Genomic DNA, 15,038 nt, shown 5'->3' on the forward strand with positions numbered 1-15,038 from the left:
TTAAGAAGTGAGAACAGGTGAAGTAGTTTGATGTGAGACAAAATAAAGGCCGAAATACTCCGGCCTTTATCTCAAATCTATATTTTGACGAACTTAGTATAAAATCGAGTACAGTTGACGGCGGTACTTACCCGCTAAAGCATTTCCTTGACCTAACGCGCTAAGAATATCCATAAAGGTTTTCTTCACTTCGCCATCCTGAGCTCCTAAGTTCACCTTAAGAATGTTCCAAAGGAGTTCTAATGCTTCTTCATCACGACCAACTTGGTTGTACTGAACGGCTAACTCACACGCCAGTTCCAGATTGTCTGTATTTGCTGCGTACTCTTGTTCTAAGCGTTGAAGTTCTGGGCTGTCAGCCGCTTGAAGATGCAATTCTAGCTTAGCGATTAAGCCCTTGTAGTAATTATCCTGATACTCAAGTGGAATAGAGCTTAAAAGCTCTTGAGCAACATCAAACTGTTTCGTTTCCAATAAGCAATCTGCCGTAGCAAGTTTGACATCGCCACGAGATTGCAGCTCTGCAGGCAATGTGTGGATGATACTCAGAGCTTCTGCGTGCTGACCTTGTTGCAATAGTTCAGTAACTTGTTTAAGTAGTTGCTCATCTGGGCTTGGCAGGTGCTTTTGAAGCATGGCTGCGATGGCGTCTATCGGTTGAGGGCCACCTAATCCATCGACAGCTTGACCATTAATAAACAATGCAATCGTCGGAAGTACCTGAACGCCAAACTGAGACGCTAAGGCTGGCTGGTCTTCACAGTTAAGTAGAGCAAGGGTAAAAGCACCATTGTACTGTTGAGCAAGCGTTTGTAACTCAGGGAGTATTTGTGCGCTTTCTGGCTGAGCATTAGCCCAAAAGTGGATCAGAACGGGCGTGTTCATTGATCCTTCAAGCGTTTCGCGAAAGTTCTGTTCTGTGATCTCAACGATAAATGGGGATTGCATCAGAGTATCCTTGCTTTTGTTTCTTGTCGTTGCTTGTAGATATGGAGTTGATTTAGTGGAAAATCAAGCAGTATCGCTAAATAACATCGAGATGTATGAATTGGTGAGATTTAGATTACGTAGAAAGGAAAAACGCTGCCCAAGCAGCGCTGTCCTAATAGCGTATTAAAGTGGCGATTCCTGCACTGTGATTATCGTTTTTATTATGCAGGGTGTGGTATCAGAATAGGATGAACAAGGTCACCACTACACCCACACTAAGCCAGTTAAGCTGATTTAATGTCATTATTGTCTCGCATTGGAACAAAGTATTGCTACAAAACAGATCGGGTGGCGATACCAAATCTAATCAAACCTGTACACAAAACGCATTCATTGTGGCGTGAGGTTTGCCTAGATATTGATTCGAACAGGTGAGGTTTTTTTAACCTACATGTTCATAATGACATCACATTGTTACGATGAAATTACACTACGACAAAAGAATTTTATGCTGATTGTCGCAAAATTTTATCGAGCAGTCGAGTTGGTAACACCCGCTTCAACACTGCGAACAGCTTGGTTGGTGTGGTAATACGGTAACGGATTTTGGGTGAATCGCTAGTGAGTGCATGTAGTACCGGGTTAATACATGCTTCTGCTGGTAGCACAAACTTATTGTTTGATTTGTCATTATCCAGGCGCTGTTTCTGAGCTTCATAGGCGACGCGATGTGGACTGGATTCTGTGTTGATCCACTTTTCAAAGGCGGCAAGCGCATTTTGTCTAAATTGAGTTTCGATTGGGCCCGGCTCTATAAGCGCAACTTTGATATTGGTGTCGGCCAGTTCAAGTCTTAAGGTATCTGTCCAACCTTCCAGAGCAAACTTTGACGCATTATAAGCCCCGCGATATTTCATAGCGGCAAAGCCAAGTACTGAGCTGTTTTGAATGATGCGGCCTTCGCCATGGGAGCGCATGTGTGGAAGTACCTCTTGTACCAGTTGATGCCAGCCGAAAAAGTTGGTTTGGAATTGAGCTTTGAGCGCTTCGGTTGGAAGGTCTTCTAATGCTCCTGGCTGGCCGTATGCGCCGTTGTTAAACAAAGCGTACAGTTTCCCCTGAGCTAAACTTATCGCCTGCTCAGCGCCTTGCGTGATGCTGATGGGGTCATTGAGGTCGAGTTGTATGCAGGTTAAGCCCTCGGCCTGCAATCGCTGGACATCGTCAGGGTTTCTGCACGAGGCAATAACATTAAAGCCTTGTGCTTTCAGGGCATGAGCGCACACATAACCAATACCGGTTGAGCAACCAGTGATAAGAATCGACTTGTTCATAAATTAAGCTCAGAATAAACGTATATTAACGTTTATCATTCAACAGCTTCGCTCATGAAGCAAGTGCTTAAGTGCGGGTTCAATTCTCGAATAGCTGAACTGGAAATCCAATTCTGTCAGTTTTTTCGGTTTTGCTCTAATGCTGTCAAACAACAAACAAGCTGATTCTCCCATCACCAACTCCATGAGCCACTGAGGTGTGAACAGTATGTGCGGTCGTTTCAGGGTTTTTGCTAATGTCGCACTGAAAATGCGATTGCTTACTGGATGCGGGGCACACATGTTAAACGCGCCATGGGCATGAGGGGTATTCAGTAAATACATGATGGCACGCACCATGTCCAGGATATGAATCCAGGGCAGGTATTGGTTGCCGTTTCCAAGTGGTCCGCCTAATCCTAGCTTATAAGGGAGTAACATTTTTGCCAAAGCGCCACCGTTAGGGCCGAGAACCACGCCAGTCCGCAATAAACACACTCGTGTATCCTCGGATTCTGCACGTTTAGCAATCTGTTCCCATTTTTCGCAAACAAGGTGCGTAAACGCTTCTCTGTTAACATGAAGGCATTCATCAAAAGGGTGCTCTTGTTGGTCGCCATAATAGCCCACAGCCGATCCACTAATGAACACGGATGGTGGTTTTGTGCTCGCATGGATAAGCTCGACAATTTGTTCGGTTATTTTCCAGCGGCTTTTACAAATTTTGTCTTTCTGCTTTTGAGTCCAACGCTTATCTGCGATTGGTTCACCCGCGAGATTGATGATCGCGTCAATGTGATTAAGATCGGCAAGTTGGTCAAGAGAGTCTATATACTCAATATTACCGACATCAGCATGCTGAAGATGCAGTTTCGCTTTTTGTGGTGAACGTGTTAATAGCACCACGTGATGAGTGGTGAGTAGCTTGAGCAACTCAGAGCCAATAAATCCTGTTCCGCCTGTTAATAATATCTTCATGGCGTCTCATTGAATGACAAAAACATGAAAACATTATAGTCACTTTGTTTGCTGCATGATCATATTCTCCCGTGTATTCGTCGTAAATCTCCTTTCGATTAGAAAGCTTTTGCTCCGCACCAACTTCACATATTGAAAAATTGTAACTAGTTGTTATTGGTGACATTGGTTCCTTCACATTTGCATCAAGAATTTTATGTCAGACTGATATGAGTCGGTTAAATCATTTCAGTTAATTATCGCTAGATTATTCAAAAGCATTCAATAAGGAGAAGATATGGAAGCATTTATTGCTCTTTTTCGAGCCCTCCTTAATAGTGCGCGCGATCTGATGCCCATCGTTCTTGTCATCACTTTTTTTCAACTGGTGGTATTACAGGAACCTTTGCCTAACCTAGTCTCTATTCTTTTTGGTTTACTGCTTGTCGTACTAGGATTGACGTTTTTTATTTTTGGATTAGAGCTTGGTCTTTTTCCGATAGGCGAGAGCATGGCTCAGGCGTTTGCGAAAAAAGGCAGCGTTTTTTGGCTTTTAGTCTTCGCGTTTTGTTTAGGGTTTGGCACCACAATTGCCGAGCCTGCACTGACTGCCGTAGCAGATAAAGCGGCTCGGGTGGCGGCTGAGGGAGGGATGATTAACAACTCGGAGTTGGCGATCCAGGAGTATGGTACTGGGCTTCGGGTAACTGTGGCGTTGTCTGTCGGCATCGCTATTGTGGTTGGTGTACTTCGTATTCTGAAAGGCTGGCCTATCCATTACATGATCATAGGCGGGTATGTGGGCGTCGTAGTGTTAACTTGGTTTGCACCTGAGTCGATTATTGGCGTGGCATACGACTCGGGAGGAGTAACGACATCGACGATTACCGTTCCATTGGTGACCGCGCTCGGAGTCGGTCTCGCTTCAGCAATTAAAGGACGCAACCCCATGGTCGATGGATTTGGGTTGATTGCTTTTGCCTCGTTGCTGCCAATGATGTTTGTCATGGTTTATGGGATGGTCGTGGCATGATTTCGTTCGAGCACTTTTTTGACACGCTTCTATCCACCATTCGCGATGTTATCCCAATTGCTGCCATCATTTTTGGTTTTCAACTCGCGGTACTTCGCCGTCCGGTGAATAACCTGAGAAAAGTGCTGTTTGGTTTTGCCTACGTCATTTTGGGTTTATCCCTGTTCTTGCTCGGGTTGGAAATGGCATTGTTTCCGCTTGGCGAAACCATGGCGGTACAACTTACCACCCCGGATTTTGTCAGAGAGTTCAAAGTATCAGTAGGGCAGCAACTGGAGTGGATCGACTATTATTGGGTGTACACCTTCGCATTTTTTATTGGTTTCAGTACAACGATTGCAGAGCCGTCATTAATTGCGGTAGCAATCAAGGCGAATCAAGTTTCCGGTGGCAGTATTAGCGTGAATGGTCTGCGTGTCGCGGTTGCATTAGGTGTGGCGATTGGTATTGCATTGGGCAGTTACCGGATTGTTGTCGGGGACCCTATTCACTATTACATCATGGCTGGTTACATCGTAGTCGTCGCCCAGACCTTTTATGCCCCTCAGATGATCGTCCCTTTGGCTTATGACTCTGGCGGTGTCACGACATCGACTGTTACTGTACCGCTCGTGACCGCTCTGGGATTAGGCCTGGCGTCTACTGTGCCCGGGAGAAACCCTATGATAGATGGCTTTGGTTTGATTGCCTTTGCCAGTTTGTTTCCGATGATATCCGTCATGGGATATGCGCAAATTACTCAATGGCTTAATAAAGACACCTCGGAGGACGAAGAAAATGCGCTTTAAATTGATACTTGCGTTTGTTGAGGATGCCAGAACAGATAAGGTGCTTGATGCTGCTCGGGATGCTGGAGCAACAGGTGCTACGGTAATTAATAATGCCAGAGGGCAAGGATTAAACCAGAAGCGAACTTTTTTTGGATTGACCTTGGAAGTACAAAAAGATGTTCTGCTATTTGTGGTCGAGGAGCATCTCTCTCGACACATTTTAGAAACCATCAGCGATGTCGGTGAATTTGACAAGGAATCCGGACAGGGCATTGCTATTCAAATTGATATTGAAGATGCGGTCGGCGTCGCCCATCAGGTAGAGACATTGGCTAAGGTTGTAGAGGACGAGTTATGAGTAATCAGGCGATAGTACGGGTTCGAGACGTCATGGCTGCAACTTACGTTATGGTAGATGGGCTGATGACGGTGTACGAAGGGATTACACTAGCCAAAAAATATCAAGTGAAAGCGCTGGTGGTTAAAAAGCGCGATGACAATGATGAATTCGGCATAGTATTAATGAATGATATTGCCAAAAAAGTGCTGGCGAATAACCGTGCACCTCAACGAACCAATATTTATGAGATTATGACCAAGCCAGCTCTGTGTGTTGGGCCGGACATGAACGTGAAATATTGCGCCAGATTGTTTGAACGGTTTGGCATTAGTCGCGCTCCGGTTATTGAAGACGGCGAGGTGATTGGTATGGTCAGTTACAACAATATCGTAATCAATGGCATGGTAAGAGATTAAGTCGAAAGGTAAATCGAGGCTCAGCTTTACTTCTCTCAGATCGGCGACAGTTATCCATCTATATTGCATTGATTACTTGTGATGTTGCATATGTGTCCGTTGGCACTTATCCTTTGTGCCTTACGCTTATAGTCGAGGATTTTTATCATGCCTTTAGTTGCTTGTCCGGTCTGTGAGAAACAGATTTCTAAACGAGCTCATACCTGTCCTGGGTGTGGGGAGCCGGATCCGCTGAATCACTTAGCAAAGTCGAAGTTTATCTCAATGGTTTTTTGGTTGTTGGTACTTGTAGGCGCTGGTTATGCTGCGTGGGTTTATTTACTGCCAATGCTGATCGAATTTGTTCGTAACCAGTAAGTTGAGCTGTAGTCAGAATGGCGTAGAATAGCCTCTGTTTTTATGAGGAGATAATGCTTTGAAACTATTTTTTGCCTCAGATTTGCATGGCTCTTTACCTGCGACGAGAGAAACCATCGATTTGTTTGTTGAATCTGGCGCGGATCATCTGGTTCTGTTGGGAGACATTCTCTACCACGGACCAAGAAACCCAATTCCAGAAGGTTATAACCCAGCAGAAGTGGCTGAGCTTTTAAATCAGTACAGCAAGCAGATTATTGCGGTTCGAGGTAACTGCGATAGTGAAGTGGATCAGATGCTACTAACCTTTCCTATGATGATGGATTATGCTTGGGTGTTGCTTGAATCCGGTCAGCGTCTGTTTTTAACTCATGGTCATATATACAACGGTAGCCATCGCCCGGAGCTGAAAGAAGGGGATGTGATCGCCCATGGTCACACTCACATACCTGTCGCAGAGTTACAAGATGGCGTTACTATCTTCAACCCTGGTTCTATGACGTTTCCGCGCAATGACTTACCTCGAAGCTACGGCTTGATGAATGGCAAGAAATTAACAGTACAGACGCCAGAGGGCGAAGTGTTGGCTCAGACAGAGATATAGTGTTTGAGATCCGACTGAGAGAATGGTTTTGTTTACATGATTAGGGGAGTACTGCACTCCCTTATTTTGTATCCGAATGTCCTAGATCTCTGTCCGGTGCAATAATGTCTCTGACTTTCTGTTTCAATACCTTTGCTTCCGGAAAACCACCATCTTTTTTACGCTCCCAGATTTGCTGTCCATTACAGAAGATTTCGAATCGACCACCGGTATCAGGATGCAAGGTAACAGATTCGATTTCTTCGCTGAACGTATGCAACAGCTCTTGCGAAAGCCAGGTTGAGCGTAACATCCAATTGCACTGACGACAGTAGTAGATGTTAATCACAGCTTTTTCCATTTTATTTTCCTTTTAACTAAAATAGCCCGTTAATTCCTAAGCCGGGCATTAAACCAGCAGCTTCAACCCAACGGCAAAGGTGAGAATTTCAAACGCAATTTTTATCACGCGGTTACTATATCGGGTGGCAGCCCAAGCGCCCAAGCTTCCGCCTAAAAAGGAACTTAACAGTAATACGGGTAACCATGCCCAGTGAATCGGGGCACCGGCTTGAACAACAGCGACGCCTCCAATGCCATTCCAAAACAACCCGACGCAAATCATGGTGTAAGCGACCGCCTGTTTATAATCAAACCCAAACCAGCGAACCAAAAATAGAGTAACCAGCAGTCCGGAACCAGCGGTGAGTGAACCATTAATGATTCCAATCAGCATGATGCCAAAACCACCAACGATCCAACCGGCTCGATCGCGATGCATCATCACCTCAGATTGTCCTAACTGCTTTTTAAGCCGTGAGTAAATACCCAGGGCAAGGATCATGGAGCCCAACATCTTCTCAGCAATACCATCAGGAATATGAACGATGATATTGGCACCAATAATGACCCCAATACTGCCGACCAATATTAAATACAGCGCTACGGGAAGTTTTATTGTGCCAGCTTTTAAATGCGTACTGGCTGCGCCTAAACCTAAGGCAACGGACGCGACTTTATGAGTGCCAAGAGCAACAGAAAAAGGCAAACCTAAAAAAATCAGTAGGGGGAATTGCAACAAACCTGCGCCGCCACCAGAAAGTGACGCTAACGTGTTTGCGATAAGAGAGCCCAAAAAGAGCGTGAGGGTATCTAGCCAGTCCATGTGCACAACAAAGGGGACATTTCGCCCCCTTTAATCAGAAAATCAGTTTCTAAACAGTACCGTAGAACCGTGATTCAGGCTAGTTAATAACAGCGTTTTCTCGTTAACCACATCAATACGGCGGCTTTGCTCGGCATCCAGCCTGAAAATTTGAGTGATCAAGCGAAGCTGTTCTTCAGAGAAGTCTCTCGACTGAGAAGATGAAATATCTTTGAATTCAGACGGTGAAACGAGCAGGTAATTATCGCTCACTTCCCAGCGACCTTTCTCTGAGATGTTGATGGTTGATTCCGCCGTAGAACCTTGAGCAAACAGCTTAATGTTCGCTACACGGATGTATTCGCCATTAGGCAAATATTTCACGTTGGACTCGACATTGACCTTACGCAGCGGACCTACCGTGTCATTCGGCAACTTATCAGTAATGAGTGTCACCATGGCAGATTGCCACTCGTTTGCAGTCAGAACCTGTTCAATTTTGAGGTCGCTGCCCCAGTATAACCAGCCACTGAAAAGCATGGATACGGCCAAAACCGCAGATGCAAATTTTATCTTCATATTGGCCTCCCCTTATTTACAGATATCGGCTGGGTCACTTTGACCAGAAACTATACGCAAAGTGACATTCTCATAAGAGTGGTCGATGTCATGGATATAGTTCAGCACCAGTTGGTTGTTCTGGCCACCGGTTGCGATGACCTGCACAGGCAATGAATCTTTTGTGTGATGGTCAACGTAGCGTTCCACACATTGCTTGATAGACGGCAACCAGTCATTAATTTGCGGGTGATTCACAGGCGTTAGCACAGGTACATTTTGATAAATATCTACCTGACGGAATTGGGACTCCGCGGGATTCGTGAATAGCAGTACACCAACTGGAAACAATATAGCTACCAATAAAATCAGCCGAGGCAACCACATATTTGGTTTCTTTTGAGGCTGAACCTGAGCTTGTTCACTACGAAACTCGTGCTCTACTTTTGTTTCGGAGATCGGCTCTGCTGGTGGCTCGTCAGAAATATCCGTGCTTTTTGCTTTATCTGTCTCAACGTCTGAAGCTAGCTCTTCAGAGTCTGAGTTAACAACAGAGGAAAGCGGATTCAATCGTTCTACAGAACAGATTAACTGGTAGCCACGCTTTGGTACGGTTTTTACATACTCTGGAGATTTTGTTGAGTCCTTCAACATCTTACGCAGGGTAGAGATCGCTTGAGTAAGGCTTGAGTCATCCACCTCAAAACCTTGCTCACGCCAGACAAACTCGTGGAGTTCGTTACGGGTTAACACTTCGTTGGGTCTTTCTGCCAACATCAGGAGAATGCGACTTTCGTTGCTTCCTAAACGTACAACGTCGTTGTCGTTTTGTTGGTCAGCAAGCGAATTACTATTTGGGTCAAAAGTAAACCTTTGAGCAAGTAGAAATTTGGTGCCAATGCTAGTCATTTAGTTCTTCTTAGATGGATGATGTTGAAATTATGGTGATTTATATCACAAATTCATGCTATGCGCGTAGGATATGCACGACGTTTTAGATGCTTTTAGCCGGGTAGGATAATTAAATTTTTGTAAAAAAACACTGTTTTTAGTTGGATTGACCTTGAATTTACATTTGTCAGCCACATGTTACATGACATATTAGAAACGCTATTTCTTGGAGTTGAGGTGTTTACTTTTCTCCATGAGATGGTTTGTTAGATTAGATGTTATGGAGCAAACATGAGCGAAACTGTATCTCAAAATAAAGAAACTCGTGGTTTTCAATCAGAAGTAAAACAACTACTGCATTTAATGATCCATTCTCTTTATTCCAACAAAGAGATCTTTTTGCGTGAGCTGATTTCTAACGCATCAGATGCATCAGACAAATTGCGATTTCAGGCGCTATCTAACCCAGATTTGTATCAGGGTAACGCTGACCTTGGCGTAAAACTGTCATTTGATGAGAGCGCAAATACCTTAACGATTTCTGACAATGGTATCGGCATGAGCCGTGATGATGTGATCGAGCATCTGGGTACTATTGCGAAATCTGGCACGGCAGATTTCTTCTCAAAACTGTCGGAAGATCAAAGCAAAGACTCACAATTGATTGGTCAGTTTGGTGTCGGCTTTTATTCTGCGTTTATCGTGGCAGATGCAGTTACGGTACGCACTCGTGCTGCAGGTGTTTCAGCAGAAGAGGCCGTGCAATGGCACTCTGCGGGTGAAGGTGAATACACGATTGAAAACATCGTAAAAGACGCTCGCGGTACCGACATCATTCTGCACATGCGTGAAGAAGGTAAAGAATTCCTGAGTGAATGGCGTCTGCGCGAAGTGATCAGTAAGTATTCTGACCATATCGGTATCCCGGTTTCTATTCAAACAGCGGTACGTGATGAAGAAGGCAATGAAACTGGCGAGAAAAAGTGGGAGCAAATTAACAAGGCTCAAGCGCTATGGACTCGCAATAAATCTGATATCTCAGAAGAAGAGTATCAAGAGTTTTACAAGCACGTTTCGCATGACTTCGCGGATCCACTGACCTGGAGTCATAACCGCGTGGAAGGTAAAAACGACTACACGAGTCTTCTTTACATCCCGTCTAAAGCACCATGGGACATGATGAACCGTGACCATAAATCTGGTCTGAAACTGTATGTTCAACGTGTATTCATCATGGATGACGCAGAGCAGTTTATGCCGTCTTACCTGCGTTTTGTGCGTGGTCTGATAGATTCAAACGATCTTCCGCTAAACGTATCGCGTGAGATTCTGCAAGATAACAAAGTGACTCAGTCATTGCGCAATGCTTGTACCAAGCGTGTATTGACGATGCTAGAGCGCATGGCAAAGAATGACTCAGAAAAATACCAGTCATTCTGGAAAGAGTTTGGCCTTGTACTGAAAGAGGGTCCGGCTGAAGACTTCGCAAACAAAGAGAAGATCGCTGGTCTGTTACGTTTCGTGTCTACTGAAGTTGACTCTGCTGAGCAAACTGTCGCACTGGCTGACTACGTTGAGCGCATGAAAGAAGGTCAGGACAAGATCTACTACCTGACAGCAGACAGCTACGCCGCAGCGAAAAACAGCCCGCACTTAGAGCAGTTCAAAGCAAAAGGCATCGAAGTTATCCTGATGTACGACCGCATTGATGAGTGGTTAATGAACTACCTGACTGAGTTCGACGGTAAGCAGTTCCAGTCAATCACTAAAGTGGGTCTGGATCTGAGCAACTTCGAAGATGAAGCCGAGAAAGAAAAGCAGAAAGAGACTGAGGAAGAGTTTAAGTCAGTTGTGGAACGCACTAAGTCTTACTTAGGCGATCGCGTAAAAGAAGTTCGCACAACGTTCAAATTGGCTTCAACACCGGCGGTTGTGGTGACGGATGATTACGAGATGGGGACTCAAATGGCGAAGCTTCTTGCGGCAGCAGGTCAGGCAGTGCCAGAAGTGAAGTACATCTTCGAAATCAACCCGGAGCATGAACTGGTTAAACGCATGGCTGATGAAGCTGACGAGGAAGCGTTTGGCCGCTGGGTTGAGGTACTTTTAGGGCAGGCGATGCTTGCTGAACGCGGTTCAATGGAAGACCCTGCGCAATTCTTAGGTGCGATCAACCAGCTTTTGACTAAGGTTTAATAGTCAATACACATTAAAAAGCTCGCGTATTGCGAGCTTTTTGTTTGTTATCGCATAAATTTGCATTATAGATGTTGAGTTAATAGTCAATAGCGGCATAAAGATGCGGTTGTTAACATTCTTTAGTCTTAATTCACTCTTTGCTCACATAACCTGTGGTAGAATCTGTGACTTGAATGTCAGTCACAAGGCGTGTATTTTTGCCGCCTAACGTTATACCGAAACTTATCGTTGCGATTGCTTCTTAGGTTTGAAACTTGAGTAGGCAGGCTATTGTGAGCTTCGGTATAAATCTTAAATATTAAAGAGGATAAATCATGCGCATCATTCTTCTAGGTGCTCCAGGTGCAGGTAAAGGCACACAAGCAAACTTCATCATGGATAAATACGGTATTCCACAAATCTCTACTGGTGATATGCTTCGTGCGGCGATCAAAGCAGGTACAGAGCTTGGTAAACAAGCGAAAGCTGTTATCGACGCTGGTCAGCTAGTTTCTGATGAAATCATCCTTGGCCTTATCAAAGAACGTATCGCTCAAGACGATTGCGCAAAAGGCTTCCTACTAGACGGTTTCCCTCGCACTATCCCTCAGGCTGATGGCCTAAAAGAAATGGGTGTTGACGTTGATTACGTTATTGAATTCGACGTTGCTGATGACGTGATCGTTGAGCGTATGGCTGGTCGTCGTGCTCACCTTCCTTCAGGTCGTACTTACCACGTTGTTTACAACCCACCTAAAGTGGAAGGTAAAGATGACGTAACTGGTGAAGATCTTGTTGTTCGTGATGACGACAAAGAAGAAACAGTACGTGCACGTCTAGGTGTTTACCATGAGCAAACTGCGCCACTTATCAACTACTACGGTAAAGAAGCAGAAGCTGGTAAAACTACGTACCTAAAATTCGATGGTACTAAGCAAGTTTCTGAAGTAAGTGCTGATATCGAGAAGGCATTAGCATAATAGGTAATACCTATTATCAAAATTTTTAAGAATTTTGTTATAGTTAAGCGACCGTAAGGTCGCTTTTTTTATACATTTTTATGATACCAATTCCAGTCATATCTTATCATTCTTGCTGGTTAAAATAGCTGGCATTGGTACACGCTGGAAACAAAGGGACGCTATGCAAAAAATAAAAAAACAAGGTGTGCTTCTGGTTAACTTGGGTACACCTGACGAACCAACTGCTCCTGCTGTAAAGCGCTTCTTGAGCCAGTTTCTTCATGATCACCGTGTGGTCGACATGACACGATGGCTTTGGTGTCCAATTTTGCACGGGGTTATTTTGCCAATACGTGCGCCAAAAGTTGCCAAGCTTTATGAGTCCGTTTGGATGGAAGAGGGTTCCCCTCTGATGGTGTACTCAAAGCGCCAAGCGAAGAAACTGGCTAAGCAGTTAGATATCCCCGTAGAGCTTGGCATGACTTATGGTAATCCAAGTTTACACGCGGGTTTTGAAGCCTTACTGTCGCAAGGGGTCGATGAGGTCATCGTATTGCCTTTGTATCCTCAGTATTCAGGTACAACAACAGCGGCGGTGTCTGATGGGATAACCAAAGCTTTTAAGAAATTACCCGTCATACCGGCATACAGCTTAATTCGTGATTATCACGACCATCCAATGTTCATTGATGCCTTGGCTCAATCCGTAAGAGCGTATTGGGCTGAACATGGACAAGGGGAGTATCTGTTATGTTCCTATCACGGCATACCGAAACGTTTTGCAGATAACGGTGACATTTATCCTCAACATTGTGAAACGACGACTCGCTTGCTGGGTGAAGCTCTTGGGTTGAATGAAACGCAGATAGGGATGGCTTATCAGTCCCGTTTTGGGCGTGAAGAGTGGTTACAGCCATACACTGATAAAACTCTGGAAACGTTGCCTGCCAAAGGTATTAAAAAGATTGATATCATGACACCAGCATTTTCTTCGGATTGTTTGGAAACGCTAGAAGAAATCGCGGGAGAAAACAAACACATTTTCTTAGAAGCAGGCGGTGAGCAGTTTAATTACATTCCTTGCCTGAATGATGATGATCGACATATTGAGATGATGGCGGAGTTAGTTCGCAATAAGCTATAATCGTTGTCATGAAATGTTCTTAACAAAAAGGGTCGCAAGTGCGACCCTTTTTAGTTTGAATGACGTATTAAGCCACTTGTACTTGTTGCTCTTCTACTTGTTCCGCGTTGCTCGCTGAACTTTCAGCACCGTGCATCCAGCGCACTAGCGTATTAGAGAACAACAGCAAAATTAGACCACTGACCGTCGCACTCGCTGCGATACCGCTAAAGATAGCCATCGCACCTAGCTCACCAACATGGGATCCCACATAGCCAGCTACGTAGTTTGCAATCGCATTACAGCCGAACCATGCACCCATCATTAATGATGCCAAACGCAGAGGCGCAAGTTTGGTTACCAGAGACAAGCCGATTGGAGATAGGCAAAGTTCACCCAGTGTATGGAAGAAGAAAGCACCCACTAACCACAGCATTGATGTTTTCACTGTGGTATCACCGCCTTGCTCAAGTACCGCACCAACCATACATAGGAAACCCAGAGCGAGGAAGAACATCGCCATTGCAAATTTCACTGGTGAATTTGGCTCACGTTTACCTAGCTTAACCCACAGTACCGCAAGCACAGGTGCAAGCGTAATAATAAAGAAAGGGTTAAGTGACTGGAACCAAGCCGCAGGAACTTCGAAGCTGCCAATCATACGGTCAGTGTATTGCTGAGTGTAGATATTCATCAGGCCACCTGCTTGCTCAAAGCCAGCCCAGAATACGATAGTGAAAAGACTCATGACCAGAATGACTTTAATGCGGTCCACTTCTTCTTTAGTAAGTGGCTGCTTCTTGGTTGATTTCTGATTTGCTAGTGCGCGTTTGGCTGCTGGTTCTCGGCCGATATCACCTAGCCAGGATTGAGCGAAGCTTATTTGCATCACAAGGCTCATAAGCATACCGATGCCCGCAGCAACGAAACCAGCTTTCCAGCCGAATGAGTTGGTCACCGAGCCAGAAACGACACCAGCGAGCAAAGCGCCAAGGTTGATACCCATGTAGAAGATGGTAAATGCGCCATCACGACGGTTGTCACCTTCGTTGTATAGGTCACCCACCATCGTTGAGATATTCGGCTTGAACAAGCCGTTACCTGAGATCAGAAGCGCAAGACCTAAATAAAAGGTGTGAAGAGAGCCAAGGCCCAGTGCATCGGCTGGCAATGCCAAGGTAAATTGACCAATAGCCATTAATGCACCACCGAGTAAAATGGAGCGGCGTTGGCCTAAGTAGTTATCTGCCAGGTAGCCACCGATCAGAGGTGTGATGTAAACAAGGCCAGTATAAATGCCGTATAGGTCTAGTGCGTCTTTAGTCGACCAGCCCAGACCTCCATTCATTGTGGTATCTGTGAGATAAAGTACGAGAATGGCACGCATTGCGTAGTAAGAGAAACGCTCCCACAATTCTGTGCCGAACAGTAAAAATAAGCCACGAGGGTGGCCAAAATATTGATGTTGGTTTGTCATAGGATC

At 45.0% G+C, this 15,038-nt stretch carries 17 protein-coding genes; 9 read left to right on the plus strand and 8 right to left on the minus strand.

Translation table 11 applies throughout. From position 1 onward, the window contains the following. Positions 1-93: 93 nt before the first annotated feature. The 3 genes from DBX26_RS03915 to DBX26_RS03930 form a co-directional block, all read right to left on the minus strand. Positions 94-948 carry a co-chaperone YbbN gene (locus tag DBX26_RS03915; protein WP_065296479.1) on the minus strand — a complete coding sequence of 285 codons (855 nt, stop codon included), beginning with the start codon at positions 946-948 and terminating at the stop codon, positions 94-96. Positions 949-1,436: 488 nt separating this feature from the next. Then, positions 1,437-2,264 carry an SDR family oxidoreductase gene (locus DBX26_RS03925; protein WP_118117908.1) on the minus strand — a complete coding sequence of 276 codons (828 nt, stop codon included), beginning with the start codon at positions 2,262-2,264 and terminating at the stop codon, positions 1,437-1,439. Positions 2,265-2,303: 39 nt separating this feature from the next. Next, positions 2,304-3,221 carry a TIGR01777 family oxidoreductase gene (locus tag DBX26_RS03930; RefSeq protein ID WP_118117910.1) on the minus strand — a complete coding sequence of 306 codons (918 nt, stop codon included), beginning with the start codon at positions 3,219-3,221 and terminating at the stop codon, positions 2,304-2,306. Between the two features lie 277 nt (positions 3,222-3,498). On the opposite strand from DBX26_RS03930, the gene DBX26_RS03935 reads away from it, so the two are divergent. From DBX26_RS03935 to yfcE, 6 genes are all read left to right on the plus strand, one after another. After that, entirely contained in the window at positions 3,499-4,233 is a 735-nt protein-coding gene (locus DBX26_RS03935; protein WP_014231116.1) for a DUF1538 domain-containing protein, read from the plus strand. Then, positions 4,230-5,021 (plus strand): DUF1538 domain-containing protein, encoded by a 792-nt coding sequence (locus tag DBX26_RS03940; RefSeq protein WP_014231117.1) that lies wholly within the window; start codon positions 4,230-4,232, stop codon positions 5,019-5,021. Before DBX26_RS03935 ends, DBX26_RS03940 begins: the two co-directional genes overlap by 4 nt. Continuing rightward, positions 5,011-5,361, plus strand: a complete 351-nt coding sequence (locus tag DBX26_RS03945; protein WP_014231118.1) for a P-II family nitrogen regulator — start codon at positions 5,011-5,013, stop codon at positions 5,359-5,361. The genes DBX26_RS03940 and DBX26_RS03945 overlap by 11 nt, the downstream gene beginning before the upstream one ends. After that, on the plus strand, positions 5,358-5,759 hold the full coding sequence (locus DBX26_RS03950) for a CBS domain-containing protein (RefSeq protein WP_014231119.1): 402 nt from the start codon (positions 5,358-5,360) through the stop codon (positions 5,757-5,759). Before DBX26_RS03945 ends, DBX26_RS03950 begins: the two co-directional genes overlap by 4 nt. 147 nt (positions 5,760-5,906) lie before the next feature. Then, a complete protein-coding gene (locus tag DBX26_RS03955) occupies positions 5,907-6,116 on the plus strand; it encodes a hypothetical protein (protein WP_118117912.1) in 210 nt (69 codons plus the stop codon). Positions 6,117-6,174: 58 nt separating this feature from the next. Next, the gene (gene yfcE / locus DBX26_RS03960) at positions 6,175-6,720 is read left to right on the plus strand and encodes a phosphodiesterase (protein ID WP_118117914.1); all 546 of its coding nucleotides are present in this window, start codon (positions 6,175-6,177) and stop codon (positions 6,718-6,720) included. Positions 6,721-6,781: 61 nt separating this feature from the next. Here yfcE and DBX26_RS03965 read toward each other — a convergent pair whose 3' ends face one another. From DBX26_RS03965 to DBX26_RS03980, 4 genes are read right to left on the minus strand one after another with little or no spacing between them, the layout of a single operon-like run. Next, positions 6,782-7,060, minus strand: coding sequence for a SelT/SelW/SelH family protein (locus DBX26_RS03965; protein WP_020333362.1), 279 nt, complete (start codon positions 7,058-7,060; stop codon positions 6,782-6,784). A gap of 48 nt (positions 7,061-7,108) precedes the next feature. Next, positions 7,109-7,864 carry a sulfite exporter TauE/SafE family protein gene (locus DBX26_RS03970; RefSeq protein WP_118117916.1) on the minus strand — a complete coding sequence of 252 codons (756 nt, stop codon included), beginning with the start codon at positions 7,862-7,864 and terminating at the stop codon, positions 7,109-7,111. Positions 7,865-7,906: 42 nt separating this feature from the next. After that, a complete protein-coding gene (locus tag DBX26_RS03975) occupies positions 7,907-8,422 on the minus strand; it encodes a regulatory protein ToxS (RefSeq protein WP_014231124.1) in 516 nt (171 codons plus the stop codon). 12 nt (positions 8,423-8,434) lie between these two features. Next, positions 8,435-9,310: a transcriptional regulator gene (locus DBX26_RS03980; protein ID WP_118117918.1), complete on the minus strand. Its 876-nt coding sequence runs from the start codon at positions 9,308-9,310 to the stop codon at positions 8,435-8,437. Between the two features lie 273 nt (positions 9,311-9,583). Between DBX26_RS03980 and htpG the strand changes: the two genes are divergently transcribed. From htpG to hemH, 3 genes are all read left to right on the plus strand, one after another. Continuing rightward, positions 9,584-11,488 (plus strand): molecular chaperone HtpG, encoded by a 1,905-nt coding sequence (htpG, locus tag DBX26_RS03985; RefSeq protein ID WP_118117920.1) that lies wholly within the window; start codon positions 9,584-9,586, stop codon positions 11,486-11,488. A 317-nt stretch (positions 11,489-11,805) separates the two neighbouring features. Beyond that, on the plus strand, positions 11,806-12,450 hold the full coding sequence (adk, locus tag DBX26_RS03990) for an adenylate kinase (protein ID WP_014231127.1): 645 nt from the start codon (positions 11,806-11,808) through the stop codon (positions 12,448-12,450). A gap of 163 nt (positions 12,451-12,613) precedes the next feature. Beyond that, a complete protein-coding gene (gene hemH, locus DBX26_RS03995) occupies positions 12,614-13,576 on the plus strand; it encodes a ferrochelatase (protein WP_014231128.1) in 963 nt (320 codons plus the stop codon). 67 nt (positions 13,577-13,643) lie between these two features. Here the strand turns inward: hemH and DBX26_RS04000 are convergent, their stop codons facing one another. Beyond that, entirely contained in the window at positions 13,644-15,032 is a 1,389-nt protein-coding gene (locus DBX26_RS04000; protein ID WP_014231129.1) for a peptide MFS transporter, read from the minus strand. Between the last annotated feature and the right edge of the window lie 6 nt (positions 15,033-15,038).

This window comes from Vibrio sp. dhg (genome assembly GCF_003443775.1).
GTDB classification, from domain to species: Bacteria; Pseudomonadota; Gammaproteobacteria; order Enterobacterales; family Vibrionaceae; genus Vibrio; species Vibrio natriegens.

What these genes read in the sequence shown, in the direction of transcription:
- DBX26_RS03915 (WP_065296479.1), bottom strand. Translation starts at nt 948, where the DNA reads ATGCAATCCCCATTTATCGTTGAGATCACAGAACAGAACTTTCGCGAA.
- DBX26_RS03925 (WP_118117908.1), bottom strand. Translation starts at nt 2,264, where the DNA reads ATGAACAAGTCGATTCTTATCACTGGTTGCTCAACCGGTATTGGTTAT.
- DBX26_RS03930 (WP_118117910.1), bottom strand. Translation starts at nt 3,221, where the DNA reads ATGAAGATATTATTAACAGGCGGAACAGGATTTATTGGCTCTGAGTTG.
- DBX26_RS03935 (WP_014231116.1), top strand. Translation starts at nt 3,499, where the DNA reads ATGGAAGCATTTATTGCTCTTTTTCGAGCCCTCCTTAATAGTGCGCGC.
- DBX26_RS03940 (WP_014231117.1), top strand. Translation starts at nt 4,230, where the DNA reads ATGATTTCGTTCGAGCACTTTTTTGACACGCTTCTATCCACCATTCGC.
- DBX26_RS03945 (WP_014231118.1), top strand. Translation starts at nt 5,011, where the DNA reads ATGCGCTTTAAATTGATACTTGCGTTTGTTGAGGATGCCAGAACAGAT.
- DBX26_RS03950 (WP_014231119.1), top strand. Translation starts at nt 5,358, where the DNA reads ATGAGTAATCAGGCGATAGTACGGGTTCGAGACGTCATGGCTGCAACT.
- DBX26_RS03955 (WP_118117912.1), top strand. Translation starts at nt 5,907, where the DNA reads ATGCCTTTAGTTGCTTGTCCGGTCTGTGAGAAACAGATTTCTAAACGA.
- DBX26_RS03965 (WP_020333362.1), bottom strand. Translation starts at nt 7,060, where the DNA reads ATGGAAAAAGCTGTGATTAACATCTACTACTGTCGTCAGTGCAATTGG.
- DBX26_RS03970 (WP_118117916.1), bottom strand. Translation starts at nt 7,864, where the DNA reads ATGGACTGGCTAGATACCCTCACGCTCTTTTTGGGCTCTCTTATCGCA.
- DBX26_RS03975 (WP_014231124.1), bottom strand. Translation starts at nt 8,422, where the DNA reads ATGAAGATAAAATTTGCATCTGCGGTTTTGGCCGTATCCATGCTTTTC.
- DBX26_RS03980 (WP_118117918.1), bottom strand. Translation starts at nt 9,310, where the DNA reads ATGACTAGCATTGGCACCAAATTTCTACTTGCTCAAAGGTTTACTTTT.
- htpG (WP_118117920.1), top strand. Translation starts at nt 9,584, where the DNA reads ATGAGCGAAACTGTATCTCAAAATAAAGAAACTCGTGGTTTTCAATCA.
- adk (WP_014231127.1), top strand. Translation starts at nt 11,806, where the DNA reads ATGCGCATCATTCTTCTAGGTGCTCCAGGTGCAGGTAAAGGCACACAA.
- hemH (WP_014231128.1), top strand. Translation starts at nt 12,614, where the DNA reads ATGCAAAAAATAAAAAAACAAGGTGTGCTTCTGGTTAACTTGGGTACA.
- DBX26_RS04000 (WP_014231129.1), bottom strand. Translation starts at nt 15,032, where the DNA reads ATGACAAACCAACATCAATATTTTGGCCACCCTCGTGGCTTATTTTTA.